Source organism: Bacillus cereus group sp. BceL291, assembly GCF_051776705.1.
Taxonomy (GTDB): domain Bacteria; phylum Bacillota; class Bacilli; order Bacillales; family Bacillaceae_G; genus Bacillus_A; species Bacillus_A cereus.
The window spans coordinates 91,001-105,164 of record NZ_JBPWAP010000012.1; the positions used below are offsets into that span (position 1 = coordinate 91,001).

A 14,164-nucleotide genomic window follows, 5' to 3' on the forward strand; every position below is an offset into this window, starting at 1 on the left:
CACTACAATCTGGAATACCTTTCAGCACTGAAATGTTAGTATGTACAGAAAGGTATTCACAGTCATAGCTTAAGAATTCAACACATTTTTTGTAATTTGAACAACATTTTCTGTCGTAAATCCAAATAGATTCATGACTTCAGCTCCAGTACCTGAAGCTCCAAATGTTTCAATTGATATTACTTTTCCTTCTTGTCCTACATAACGTTCCCAACCGAGAGATACACCCATCTCAAGAGATACTCGTTTCGTTATAGAAGACGGAAGAACGGATTCTTTATATTCGTTCGATTGGCGATCGAATAACTCCCAGCTCGGCATTGCAACGATGCGAACAGAAACTTGATCTTCTTCTAATTTTGCTTTCGCACTAGCAGCTAAGGATACTTCAGAACCTGTCGCAATTAAAATTACATCCGGATTTTCATTTGTTTGTGTTAATACGTAAGCTCCTTTAGAGAAATTCTCTATGTTCGCTTTCGTTTCATTAAACACCGGTAAATTTTGACGACTCAGTACTAAAACGACTGGACCATCCGTTTGCTGTAAAACATACGCCCAAGCACTTGCTGTTTCATTTGCATCTGACGGGCGGATAACTGTTAAACCAGGAATTGCTCGAAGAGCTGCCAATTGTTCAATTGGTTCATGCGTTGGACCATCTTCTCCTACAGCAATCGAATCATGTGTAAATACGTAAGTAACAGGTAACTTTTGCAGTGCAGCCAGTCGAATGGACGGACGAAGATAATCATTAAATACAAAGAATGTACTTACGAAAGGTTTTACTCCTCCATGAAGCGCCAATCCATTCGCTGCAGCGCCCATTGCATGTTCACGTACACCGAAATATATATTTCGTCCAGCATATGATTCTACTGCATATACTGCTTCACCTTTTATATCTGTCATCGTAGAATGAGAAAGATCCGCACTTCCACCGAAAATAGAAGGAATCGATTTCACATAATGATTAATAGCTTCCCCACTTGCAACACGAGTGGAAATCGTTTTTTCAGTATCAAAAGATAGAATGTCTTTTGCTTCAATTAAAACCTCACCTGTAATCGCTTTTTCTAATTCATCTGCCAGTGTAGGATTCGCTTCTCTGTATAAGTTGAACTGCTCATTCCAGTCATTGTCTTTTTCAATACCTTTTTGTTTTAGTTCATTAAAATGAGCTTTTACTTCTTCAGGTACAAAGAAATCTTCCTCATAATCCCAACCATACACTTGTTTTGTCGCTGTCGCTTCTTCTACTCCAAGCGGATTACCATGTGCTTTGTTCGTTCCAGCAACTTTTGGACTTCCATAACCTATAATGGTTCTAATTTCTATAAGAGTAGGTTGATCCGTATTTTCTTTCGCTGATTGAATAGCTTTTGTAATCGCATCAACATCGTTTCCATCTTCAACTCTTACATATTGCCAATGTACAGATTCTGCCCTTTTCTGAATATCTTCAGAGAAAGCAATGCCTAATTCACCATCAAGTGAAATTTCATTTGAATCATACAGTACAATTAACTTGCCAAGTTTCATATGTCCTGCCATTGACATCGCTTCATAAGCGACACCCTCCATTAAGTCACCATCTCCGACTAAAGCATACGTATTGTGATCTATAATAGAGTGACCATCCTTATTGAACTTCGCTGCTAAATGAGCTTCTGCCATTGCCATTCCTACAGCATTAGCAATCCCTTGTCCTAACGGGCCTGTAGTCGCTTCAACTCCAGGAGTATGCCCAAACTCAGGATGTCCAGGTGTTTTACTATTTAACTTTCTGAAATTTTTCAAGTCATCAATTGAAACGTCATATCCAGCTAAATGAAGTAGGCTATATAACAGACTAGATCCATGTCCCGCCGATAAAACGAAACGATCACGGTTAAACCATTCTGGGTGATTAGGATTGTAATTTAAATGATTCGCCCATAATGCATAAGCCATTGGTGCTGCTCCCATCGGAAGACCTGGATGACCTGAGTTTGCCGCATTAATAGCATCAATCGATAACGTACGAAGTGTATTCACTGCTAATTGATTTATGTTTTGTGTCATAGTAATCGTCCCCCTAAATGCTTTCATTAAAGAAAGTACTTATTTTTCCGTCTCTTGATCTAACCACCATTTAAATCCACTTTCTTGTAACAGTTCATTAGACGCTTCTGGACCATATGAACCAGACTCATATTCATGAAGCGGTAATAAGTTTTCCTCGAACGCTTCAAGAATTGGTTGTACCCATTCCCATGACAATTCAACTTCTCTCCAATGTGCAAAGAATGTAGCGTCTCCACTCACAGCATCATGAATGAGTCTTTCATACGCTTCAGGTACTCCCACATCCGCTTGCTCACAAGTAAAGTTAATACGCATCGGTTCAATTTCTCCATTTTTCAATGGATTTTTACTGTTTAACTGTAATGAAACGTTCTCACCTGGGCTAATTTCAATTATTAATAAGTTAGGTGCTGCATTTGGATTATTATCTTGATATTGCTGTTTTAACGTATTTTTAAATTCGATTACAATACGAGTAGACTTTTCTTTCATTCGTTTGCCTGTTCGTATATAGAAGGGAACGCCAGTCCAAAATGGATTATCGATCCACAGGCGAGCAGCAACAAATGTGTCTATGTTAGAAGAAGGATTTACTCCTGGCTCCTCTTTGTATGCTACAACTTGCCCGCCTTTTATCTCACCTGCAGCGTATTGTCCGCGAATGATATGGCTTTGAACGTCTTCTTTTTTCACTTTACGAAGCGTTTCCATTACCTTTCGCTTTTCCTCTCGAATTTCACATGCATTAACCTTTTCCGGCAGATTCATAGCAGTCATCATTAATATTTGTAACATATGATTTTGAACCATATCTCGAACGGCCCCTGCCTGGTCATAATATCCTGCCCTTTCTTCAACCCCAACTGTTTCACTCGCTGTGATTTGCACATTCGCTATATGTTCTTTATTCCAAATTGATTGGAGAACAGGATTTGCAAATTCTAATGCTTCAAGGTTTTGAATCATCGGTTTACCTAAATAATGATCAATACGGTATATCTCGTCTTCTTCAAACGTGCGACTAAGCTTATCGTTAAGCTCACGAGCAGATGTAAGGTCGTGCCCGAATGGTTTCTCAATCATCAGACGTTTCCATCCATCCGTTTTATCAAGTCCGCTTTCCTTAATATTTAAAGCAATGGTCTCGAAAAATTCAGGAGCAACGGAAAGATAAAACATTCTATTTCCTTTTATATGTAATTCTTCTTCCCTTTCACGAACGACTTGTAATAACCTCTCATAGTCTTCCGGCTTACTCACATCTAATGGACAATAGCGAAAATTATCTAAAAAACCTTCCAGTTCCGGAGTACCTTCTTCTCTATGACGGGAAAACGTCTCTATTGATTCTTTTATTCTTTCTTGAAAATCTACATGAGATACTTGACGTCTCCCAAGCCCGATAACGGATATTTGCTTTGGAAGCTTTTGATCTCTATATAAATTATATAGTGCTGGGTAAATTTTGCGTTTCGCTAAGTCCCCTGTCGCTCCAAATAAAACAAAGGTCATTGATTCCAATTTCAGTCCCCCTCTTGTTGTATAATCCTTGTCAATATTTTAAAAATGAATTGTACAGAAGCTCATGTTTTATAAAAACAAAGAGTTATCAAATCCCAATTCTTTTTATACCTTTCGCTTTTTAATTGTCCCCAATATTAATAGTGGCAATTCAAAGCATTTCTACCACAACTTACTTATTTATAGAATTTAACGAAACATTTTATATCCGATTACTTTTAGTAATTAAATAATCTTATGTCTAATATATTAACCACATAAATTATTATCGTCAATAAAAATGTCTTGAATTACATACGATTTATTTCGTAATACTTTTCTAAGTGTATTCCTAGTTACCATTCATTTTCAAAGATAATGATCGTTATAATAAATATCATTTTTATCAAAATATTCAATTAATTTATCACTAAACTCACGAGCAGACGTTACATTATAACCAAAAGGCTTCTCTATAATAAGACGATTTAATCCTTTTGTAGCTCACAATCCACTTTCTTTCTTTCTTTCCTTCATTCATATAAATCTATACTTTTCATATTTCTACTCAAAATTGATAGGCAATACTGTAACACCACATTGTTGCCTATTGTAACCGTTATAACTTTCTTTGTGCTACGAGTGTTATTATAAATCGGCCATAACATGAATAGCAGTACGTACTTTAAAGTGATGTAGGCACTTTAAAATACCTATACTAAGTGAGTAATAATAAACATAATGAATAAATCATGCTGCAAAAATAACATCTACCCTTTCTTCAAAAAGCTTTACAGTAGTTTTTAGAAGTACGTTACATTATTTCATTTCATTTCATGCACTTTCCTCTTCTTTATATAAAATTCTCACTAACCAAATTCAAAATATTATACTTATTTTTCGTACTTTGCTATGCTATAACCACAAACAGGAGGTATAAACTATGAAAGCACAAATTATCCATTCTTTTGGGGATTCATCTGTATTTCAATTAGAAGAAGTTTCAAAACCGAAACTTTTACCAGGTCATGTTCTAATCGATGTAAAAGCAACAAGTGTAAATCCAATCGATACAAAAATGCGTAGTGGTGCCGTTTCAGCCGTCGCTCCTGAGTTTCCAGCTATATTACACGGCGATGTAGCTGGTATTGTTATTGAAGTAGGAGAAGGTGTTTCGAAATTCAAATCAGGGGATAAAGTATACGGATGTGCCGGAGGTTTTAAAGAAACTGGAGGTGCACTTGCAGAATTTATGCTTGCTGATGCACGATTAATTGCTCACAAACCTAATAATTTAACAATGGAAGAAGCTGCTGCTCTACCATTAGTTGCAATTACAGCTTGGGAATCTTTATTTGATCGTGCAAATATTAAACCTGGTCAAAATGTTCTCATTCATGGAGCTACTGGCGGCGTAGGACACGTAGCCATTCAACTAGCTAAATGGGCAGGCGCTAAAGTTTTTACAACAGCTTCTCAGCAAAACAAAATGGAAATAGCCCATCGTTTAGGAGCCGATATAGCTATTAATTATAAAGAAGAATCTGTTCAAGAATATGTACAAAAACATACGAACGGAAACGGATTTGAAGTTATATTTGACACAGTAGGCGGCAAGAATCTTGATCATTCTTTTGAAGCTGCTGCGGTCAATGGAACCGTCGTAACAATCGCTGCTCGTTCAACCCATGACCTCTCTCCTTTACACGCAAAAGGGCTCTCTCTGCACGTTACTTTTATGGCATTAAAAATATTACATACAGATAAGCGTAATGATTGCGGAGAAATCTTAACGAAAATAACGCAAATTGTAGAAGAAGGAAAACTTCGTCCATTGCTAGATTCTAAATCTTTTACGTTTGATGAAGTTGCACAAGCACATGATCATTTGGAGTCAAATAAAGCAATAGGTAAAATAGTTTTGAAAAACGTTTGGTAACTTTCACTAAATAATACAAATAACAAATGTTTGTTGTTGGAAAATAACAGCGAGATCGCTTCGCCTTATCTTTTTCTTAAGAGGCGTGCCACAACCTTAAAAGATTTCCATCCTTTACAACAAGTAAAAAAATAACAGCTGAATTTTGAGACGGGGTCTTACTGCCCGGCAAATAGCGGGATAACATTCAAAAACCTTGCAGAAAAATTCTACAAGGTTTTTGTCTATAAATACAAATTAATCACTATATTAAAATGAAAGAGTTTGTAATTCATCACAATAATATTAAATATACGCTGCTTTAAAGGCTTGTTGGACAGCTTGTACTTCTAATGAGTCTTTACCATATAAGTTCGTTGCTACACGAATACAAGCTTCTTTTAATTCTTTAAAATCAGAAGTCATATTTAATTCATCCGTATTTGCATAATAGAAAATATCAAACATTTTATCTTCTCCAATGCCATGTACGTTTACTCCATTATGGCTTCCACCACTAGCAACCAAGTAAGCTACTTTATTAATAATGCTAGAGTTCGTGTGTACACCACCATGATCGTGGTCAGCATCAATAGGTAAGTTATTATAATGCTTATAATCCTCTGGATATCTAGAAGAGATAGATGATGGGTTTTTCATATCTCTAAAAATACGACCTGATTGTTCTCCCATTGTCCAATTGAACTTTCCGTTATTGGCATACTTTTCAACTGCTACTCCTAAAATATCAGATAACGCTTCATTAATTGCACCAGCTTCTCCTGCGTACTCAAGTCCAGACTCATTTCTTGTAACCGCGTGTGTAAATTCATGTCCTGCCACATCAAATGCTCTAACAATTGGATCTCCGTATACTAGCATAGCTCCATTACTAAATGCATTAAACCACTGCTTAGGATTTCCTTTATTTGTACCATTTGTGTTCCAACCATGAACGACAGAAATTACTTTTTGTCCGTTATTATCAAAGCTGTTACGGCCATATTTTTCTTGATAAAAATCATATACTTTCGTTGCTAAATAATGGGCACTAACTGCTTTAGGATCTGTAAAATTTGTAGAATTACTTGTTACTAAATCATCGAGATAACCCCATACATTTCTTCTATAATTATTATAATCCTTATAATTAGCAGTATATGTTTCAATTCCCTTACCACGAGAATAATCTGCAAGCATGTACGTTCCATCACTTCTTTGTGTAATTCCAAACGTACGATTAATACCTAAGTCATCTTTTCCTGTACCCGTTAATTTTGAAGGATCTGTTGATTTATTTGATGTCGCAGATTGGACAATACTACTCTCTACTTGTATACCCAATTTTTGAACGAGTTCTTTTAATAGATTACCACCAAAAGCATCAATTAATACTGTACCGGACACATATTCAGGTGTAGATGCACTAAAAGTAATTTGATATGCGTTTGTAGCTTTATTTGTAGTTTCATCTACATATACCACTTGTTTAATTTCTGGTTCTTCAATAAATGTGAGATCATTTCCATAGATGTTGAAAAGCTGTTTCTTTGCATCCTCTTCTGATAGAGTAATAGGTTGTTTCAAAACTTCCTGTTGTTGTAAATCTTGGGCACTATCTCCCGAAACGCTCGTAAGTACACCATCATCATTAATATGTGCTGTTAGTTGATATCCGTATACATCACGTCCTTCATACGTTTGTTGAAGACGTACCAATGTAGTACCATCATAGGATTTACGACTTTGCGTAACATTATAATTAACTTTGGATTCCGTATTAACTTGCTTTGATGATAATGCTTGTTCTGTTTTTCCTTTTAGTGCATCCTTTGCTACATTTTCTGCCGAATTTTGAGAAGGTGCTGTTAAATTACCTGTTCGGAACGTATCTTCCTTTGTTTCCACTTTTAAATCTTCTGTTTCCGCATGTACTCCTCCATAAGGCATAATCGCCGATAACACCACTCCTGTAGTTAAACCTACCTTTACGAAATTATTCATATTTTTACCCCTTTATAATCGTATTATTAAATTAAATAAATGTATTTTAGAATTTTAAGCATAGATAAAAAATTTTAACTATAGCCAATCGTTTTTACATACCTCTACATACATAGGTTAATAGATTGGTTTGCTACTTTTTTAGATTCAATTCAATTCATTTCTCAAAAATTACTCATTATATAAGCTATCTTTATATTTATTCATATACGTTATTTTTTGTGGTTCTGATAACATATTTATTGCCATCCACACATTCTTTTTCATTTCTAATTTTTGCATTGGTATCTCTTTTAAAAACTGATTACCTATAATAGCTTCCATTTCTTCATCAATTCTTTGTATAAGATTTTCTTCTGGATTATTTTGCAAAGAAGTATTTTTCAATCCCCATTTTGTTATTATAAATTCATTCGTTTTATTCATAGGATTAATAATAGTAGCTTTACTAGTTAATCGTTTTTTTATTTCATCATGATAGATTTTAATTCTATATCCCTCTTTTAGTGGAATGATATCTTTTACAATTGTTACATTTGTTCCTTCCATTTCCTTCGTATAAATTTTTTCACCTTTTTCATTAAAGATCTCTATCGATGCATATTTTTCACCTGCATAATAGCTATGAGGCGTTTTAGTAGTAATCGTAAAAATAGCTCGATTTTGCTCTAAGTCTGTATTTAATACGGCAAACTGATCATCTCCTAATCCTAGGAATTGAATCGTTTCATTTACCAACTTACTCACTTTCATTTCGTTAATATCAATCTTTAGACTATTATCTTTTTCTTTTACATAGGCATAATACGAACTGAAATGGTACATACTATTCGTTTTCCCACCTGAAATTTCAACCGTATACACTCCATTTGGTACGTCTTGTAAATTGATATCTGTTGTTTCAATTGTTTTCTCTTGAATAACTGTATTCCCTTCTTTTAATTTAATTTTTCCTCCTTTTAATGTATCTATTTCATTTGTATTTAAATGGATATGCAAATTCCCTTTTAGCCCAAGTGGAGCAATTTGCTGATTCGTAACTATTTCGAAGTTGGAGTTTATCGGAATATCAGGATCAACTATAGCTCTTGCTTTCGCTAATTGTGATTCAGGCACTATATAAGCTAAAGAAGTAACAGCCGGAAAACCTTTCGCCCTATTCATCTCTATTTGTTTATGATTAAGCTTAAAACCCCACCTTTCAAAAACAGGTGTAAAATCAACTTGTCCATTCTCACTATAATACTGATTCATTAAATCTGGTAAAGAATGGTCACCTTTTTTGAAAGCAGTATTGCTAGCTAGTTTTCGATAACCTTGATACATTTTTGCAAATGCTTCATCGCCAGCTTTTTGTTTCGCCATCGTTAAAAGAATAAGTTTTTGTCGTAAATCTAAATCATCATAATTTTTATTTTCTTTCATTAGAGCATTATATAAATTCCGTTCTACCTGTTCCTTTTTCCCGAAATTAAACAACCAACCAACTTGATCTGCTTTTTTGCCGTATTTACTATATTGATATTGAACACCAAATAGATTATTAGAAACTTCTCCTGTAAATATTCCTTGATTATCAAAACCAGCTTGGTATCCATGAGCGATTTCATGTAAAGTTCCCCAACTTAGTTTATCTAACCACATCTTTGTACTATCTGTACTATTCGCTGTCCAATTTGTGCCATAATAGGCACCGCCAGCACCAGATATATCTGCTTTTAAGAAATAACGATTTTGACTTTTTTTATTTTCAAACGTTGAGCCATCTAAACCAATAATTGAATCATACATCACAAAAATATCTTCATAATACGCAATTAACTCATCCAACGATTGAAAATCTTTTAAAGATCTTACTAACTCTTTATCTTTTTTAGGTACAAATAATTGAAAACTCTCCCCTTGAAGTAACGCATACTCTCCATCAAATTGATCCCATGTACTAAAAAATTGAGATACACTTCCTTGTTGTTTATAAATGGGAAGGGGTTTAGTAGCACTTTCATTCCCTACTTGGTACTCAAGTACAGCGTGCTCTTCACCGTACGGAGTATCTATGAAAGGAACTAAAGACGTATCACCTTGGATAGTAACCCATTCATTTCCTACTTGTATGGATTTTTCATTTTTTGAGTCATTAGACAATAAACGTAATGTTAATTTGTCTTTAAAATTAGGATTTGTTTGTCTTACCTTTAATGGTGTATTTCTCTTCAAAATAAATCCTAAATCTTGTCGGTCATGATATTTCCCCTTACTTATGCCCGCCTGAAATATCCAAGTAGGCTCTTCTAAACTAGTAATTTTTTTTGCATTTATTCGTTCATCAGCATGTAAGTGTATATTTCCTATGAGGAAAAACATTGTATACATTAGGCCTATAACAAGTAACCTTTTCATTTGCATATCTCCTTCTCTATTTTTTTATATACAAAATACAATAAAGCCCTCCTTCTTCACTTATAACTGTCGTCAATAAGTTACTTATCAGTGTAATTATTATAGTTACATTAACTCGTGATTATCAATCATTAAATGTATGTAATTTTGCATATATGAATATTTTGTGATAAATTCCAAAATATCGTATAATTATCAATATTTTTTCAGACATTATTCAATAAAAAAAACACGAAGACTCTTAAGTCTTCATGTTTTTTATACATGTTATTACACTTGTGATTGAATTAATTACTAAAATCTTTTTAATCGTAAAAAATCAATTATTTTTAGGCTGATAGCCGTACCTAATCTTTTACAATTTACTTATTCTTTTTGTTCTGTAATATTAAATTTTGAAACCAATTCCGTTAATTCTTCCACCTTTTCTTTCATTTTGTTGGATTGGATTGATATTTGTTCAATTGATACGGCCTGTGATTGAATTGAATTTACAGTTTGAAGAGTCTCCTTTTTCACATCCGTTGCAGTTTCAGAAACTAGCGAAAGAGAAGCATTTACTTCTTCTGTACCAGCAGACATCTCTTCTGTCGCTGCGGATACTTCTTGAATTTGACCTGTAATCTTATCAATATCTCTCATAATAGACAAGAAGGTTTGATTCGCTTTGTAAGCAGCTTCTTTTCCTTCTACTGCCTTTTGTTGTCCTTTTTGCATGACATTAACTGTATCTTGGGTATCTTTTTGAATGGATTTTATTAAATGATTAACTTCTTTTGCAGATTCTTTAGATTGCTCAGCCAAGTCTCGAACTTCTGCGGCAACCACTGCAAATCCTTTCCCATTCTCTCCAGCACGTGCCGCTTCAATAGCGGCATTTAAGGCAAGAAGATTCGTTTGTTCGGCAATATTAGTAATTGCAGCGAGAGCTGTATCAATCTGTTGTGTACGTGTAACAAGTTTATTTATTACTTTTGATGTTTCCTCGACAACATCATGCACACTATTCATTTGAAGAATAGAGTGATTTATCACTTCACTACCGATATTTATTCGTTCTGTAGTCGTTACTGCTACCTCAGCGACTACTGCTGAAGATTCAGCTACAGTTTGCACCCCGGTTGTAATTTCTTCCATTGAGGATGAGCTCTCCTGAATACTAGTTACCTGTCCTTCTATTTTTGTTTTTACTTCTAAAACAGTCTGTACAACCTCATTTGAAATACTAGACGCTCGATTTGTATCTTGTAATACACCCTCCGTAGTAAAAATAACCTCTTGTGTTGTCATCTTAACATTCGCAATTAATTGTTGAAGGTTATCTAACATACTATTAAAAGACTGAACAATATGCCCTAATTCATTATTTGCTTTATAAGGAGTACGTGTTGTTAAATCTCCAGCTGCTACTTTTTCCATATCATTTTGTAGTAATGCAAGTGGTTTTCGGATAGTTAATTTAATAACATATCCAATTAATATAATTATTAAAATTGCTAAAATCGAAATACTAACAAACATTATCATTGTATTTTGAGCACTATTATTATTTTCCTTCTGTAAAAGCTCTGCATTATTACTATTATATAAAATCAATTCACGAATTGATTTTATTGATTTTTGCATATTAGGTTCAATCTCTTTTAGATAATATGCATATGCTTCCTCATTATTAGACTTCCCTAATTCTTGTGCTTTCTTCATTTGAGTCCTTAATTCATTAAATGTTTCATGAAACGTGTTATATAATTCTTTTTCTTTAGTAGAAATAAGTTTAGCCTCAAACTGCTTTAAAAGATGATCATTTTCCTTACGAATCCCATCCATTTCTCTTATTAATTCATTCATTCTTTTTTCATCTTTTGATAACATTATTTCCATAAAGTTCATATTAACGTGATAAAAATTAGATTCTACAATTCCAATCCACTCAATTGGCAGTAAATTATCCTCATACATATTAGAGGAAGTACTTTTCCCTCTTTCTAACCCCCAAAACCCTATTAGGGATAATACTATACATGCAATACTTGATATAGTTATTAATATGTTTAGTTTTGTACCAATCTTACTGTTTCTTAATAATTCCAATTCACTTTCTCCATTCTAATATATAGTTTAAGTAATGTATTTTATACCAAGAATCCAAAAATTACGATGTTTATTTTGTAATATGTAATTTTGCATATCGTCCACTACTGATTCAAAATAACCTAACATTGTAATTTTCGTTTTCCAAAAATTCATGATCATGAACACATCTCATTAATTCTTGAACTTCTTACCCAAAATATCCGCATATACTGTGGCACCAGGGAAAACCATCACTGGTATGATATATAAATTACGCTTCCATACAAGACTAGCTTAAAAATATTTTTCTTATTGCTCATTTTTCTATTCCCCCTCTATTAGAAGTACTCCTAGCACATCACACTAATAAAAACGATAATATTAAAAAATAAGGAAAGACATAATACGTATGTCTTTCCTCTAAAATTGTAATACTCAATATGCTCTTGGCTCTATTTGATTTTCCATTTAAATCCTCACATATCTTTCTTTATAATATCTCCTAACTCCATCCAATTTGTAATACGCGGGATATTGAGATATTGATTGTAAGAAGTAGTTTTTGCATATACATTTATCGGTTTTCCTATTAACGTTTCTAAAACAGCCGGCTTATCATCAAAGAAATAGTTTAATTTTATTTCTTGTATAAAGTGTATTTTTTCTTCATCCTTCATTCCATAGAAAAAGCGATCTTCATGTACCGGAAATCCTTTTTCTATTAACCATTTTTTTGTTTGCTCTCCATGCTCTTTAGGTCGCGCCGTTATATAGTAAATTTCATGTCCCTGTCTTTCTAATTCTTGCAATGTCTCTACAGCATACGGAAACGGTGAACAAGAAGTATAATAAATCTCATCCAGCAAACTATTCCACATATGACCGCCTTCCTCGGAAGTCATGCCAAATGCTTCATGAATTTCAATTGTTTTTAAAGAATGGAATACATCCAACCCTACTTTTTTGTTTAATTTCTTATTATATAAATGAAAAGCATGCTGCCTTAAATCAATTAGTGTATCATCGATATCAAATCCAAACTTCACTCTTCATCGCTCCTTTCTGCAATCCATTTATCGGAACATATAAGTAGTTTTTATTCCCCTTATTGCTCATCTTTCCGATATGCTGGATAGCCAATAAATCTATAATCTTTTCCAATCTGGGTAAATGATATATCCTTAAATTCAATTGCATCTTTCATTTTAGTAATACCAGTCCCCTCTACAAAACTAGGCGCCAATCTACCTCCAATAATTTTAGGTGCGAAATATAAAATAATTTTATCCATTAGTTTATTTTCAATAAACGAAGCATTTACTTCTCCACCACCTTCAATAAGCAGGGAGGAAACTCCTTTTTGTCCTAAAACATCAAGCATTTCATGTAAGTTTATATGCTTTTCTCCGCTAGTAACAAATACTTTAACTCCTGCATTTTCTAATGCTTTCTTTTTTTCCTCTGCATGATTACTTGTTGTAAATATCCAGGTAGGAGCTTCTCTATCTGTAACAACGTTAGCTTCCATCGGTATGCGTAATGTCGAGTCCAATATTACTCGAATTGGATTTCGGCCATTTGGAATACGCGTTGTCAATGATGGATTATCCTTTTGAACAGTATTCGCTCCTACTAAAATAGCCGCATTTTCGTTTCGTATTTGGTGTACTTCTTGTCTTGCTTCTGTAGATGTAATCCACTTACTATCCGATAAAGACGTAGCGATTTTCCCATCTAATGTAACTCCTGATTTAATCGTTACAAATGGGCGCTTTGTCAAAATATATTTATTAAAGACTTCATTCATTTTTTTAGATTCTTCTTCACACACTCCTACAAGTACTTCAATACCTGCATCTTGTAGAATTTTAATTCCACGTCCAGAAACAAGCGGGTTTGGATCAAGTGTAGCAACTACTACCTTCTTAATTCCTGCTTGTACAATTGCTTCAGCACAAGGCCCTGTTCTACCATGATGAGAACAAGGTTCAAGAGTTACATAAATTGTACCACCACGTGCCTGTTCTCCAGCCATACGTATCGCATGTATTTCGGCATGTGGTTCTCCGGCCTTCATATGTGCTCCGACCCCACATCCATCAACTTAAGGATTTAGACTATTTTTGAAGTTAAAAGCACGTTACTATTTTCTTATGTTAATGAGAAAGGGTGACGTGTTTTTTATGAATATGAATCAAAAAC

At 34.0% G+C, this 14,164-nt stretch carries 8 protein-coding genes and 2 pseudogenes; 1 reads left to right on the top strand and 9 read right to left on the bottom strand.

Annotated features, from left to right (window positions below; all coding sequences use genetic code 11):
• Nucleotides 1-69: 69 nt before the first annotated feature.
• From tkt to ACS2CR_RS11075, 3 genes and pseudogenes are all read right to left on the bottom strand, one after another.
• Nucleotides 70-2,064, bottom strand: a complete 1,995-nt coding sequence (tkt, locus tag ACS2CR_RS11065; protein WP_053512629.1) for a transketolase — start codon at nt 2,062-2,064, stop codon at nt 70-72.
• Nucleotides 2,065-2,103: 39 nt separating this feature from the next.
• A complete protein-coding gene (gene zwf / locus ACS2CR_RS11070; protein ID WP_053512630.1) occupies nt 2,104-3,588 on the bottom strand; it encodes a glucose-6-phosphate dehydrogenase in 1,485 nt (494 codons plus the stop codon).
• Nucleotides 3,589-3,936: 348 nt separating this feature from the next.
• Nucleotides 3,937-4,089 (bottom strand): annotated as a pseudogene (locus ACS2CR_RS11075) (glucose-6-phosphate dehydrogenase); the annotation flags it as partial.
• A 421-nt stretch (nt 4,090-4,510) separates the two neighbouring features.
• Between ACS2CR_RS11075 and ACS2CR_RS11080 the strand changes: the two are divergent.
• Nucleotides 4,511-5,506, top strand: coding sequence for a zinc-dependent alcohol dehydrogenase family protein (locus tag ACS2CR_RS11080; protein ID WP_048568355.1), 996 nt, complete (start codon nt 4,511-4,513; stop codon nt 5,504-5,506).
• Between the two features lie 285 nt (nt 5,507-5,791).
• On the opposite strand, the gene ACS2CR_RS11085 is transcribed toward ACS2CR_RS11080, so the two are convergent.
• The 6 genes and pseudogenes from ACS2CR_RS11085 to ribD form a co-directional block, all read right to left on the bottom strand.
• Complete coding sequence (locus ACS2CR_RS11085; RefSeq protein ID WP_016111531.1) at nt 5,792-7,489, bottom strand: M4 family metallopeptidase; 1,698 nt, start codon at nt 7,487-7,489, stop codon at nt 5,792-5,794.
• Nucleotides 7,490-7,660: 171 nt separating this feature from the next.
• Nucleotides 7,661-9,889, bottom strand: a complete 2,229-nt coding sequence (locus tag ACS2CR_RS11090; protein ID WP_053512631.1) for a putative mucin/carbohydrate-binding domain-containing protein — start codon at nt 9,887-9,889, stop codon at nt 7,661-7,663.
• Between the two features lie 366 nt (nt 9,890-10,255).
• Nucleotides 10,256-11,980 carry a methyl-accepting chemotaxis protein gene (locus ACS2CR_RS11095; protein ID WP_000421999.1) on the bottom strand — a complete coding sequence of 575 codons (1,725 nt, stop codon included), beginning with the start codon at nt 11,978-11,980 and terminating at the stop codon, nt 10,256-10,258.
• Nucleotides 11,981-12,007: 27 nt separating this feature from the next.
• Nucleotides 12,008-12,142, bottom strand: coding sequence for a hypothetical protein (locus ACS2CR_RS11100; RefSeq protein WP_000605687.1), 135 nt, complete (start codon nt 12,140-12,142; stop codon nt 12,008-12,010).
• A 296-nt stretch (nt 12,143-12,438) separates the two neighbouring features.
• Nucleotides 12,439-13,008, bottom strand: a complete 570-nt coding sequence (locus ACS2CR_RS11105; protein WP_000668223.1) for a 5' nucleotidase, NT5C type — start codon at nt 13,006-13,008, stop codon at nt 12,439-12,441.
• A 59-nt stretch (nt 13,009-13,067) separates the two neighbouring features.
• Nucleotides 13,068-14,054: pseudogene (gene ribD / locus ACS2CR_RS11110) on the bottom strand (bifunctional diaminohydroxyphosphoribosylaminopyrimidine deaminase/5-amino-6-(5-phosphoribosylamino)uracil reductase RibD); the annotation flags it as partial.
• Nucleotides 14,055-14,164: the final 110 nt, after the last annotated feature.

What these genes read in the sequence shown, in the direction of transcription:
- tkt (WP_053512629.1), bottom strand. Translation starts at nt 2,064, where the DNA reads ATGACACAAAACATAAATCAATTAGCAGTGAATACACTTCGTACGTTA.
- ACS2CR_RS11080 (WP_048568355.1), top strand. Translation starts at nt 4,511, where the DNA reads ATGAAAGCACAAATTATCCATTCTTTTGGGGATTCATCTGTATTTCAA.
- ACS2CR_RS11085 (WP_016111531.1), bottom strand. Translation starts at nt 7,489, where the DNA reads ATGAATAATTTCGTAAAGGTAGGTTTAACTACAGGAGTGGTGTTATCG.
- ACS2CR_RS11090 (WP_053512631.1), bottom strand. Translation starts at nt 9,889, where the DNA reads ATGAAAAGGTTACTTGTTATAGGCCTAATGTATACAATGTTTTTCCTC.
- ACS2CR_RS11100 (WP_000605687.1), bottom strand. Translation starts at nt 12,142, where the DNA reads ATGATCATGAATTTTTGGAAAACGAAAATTACAATGTTAGGTTATTTT.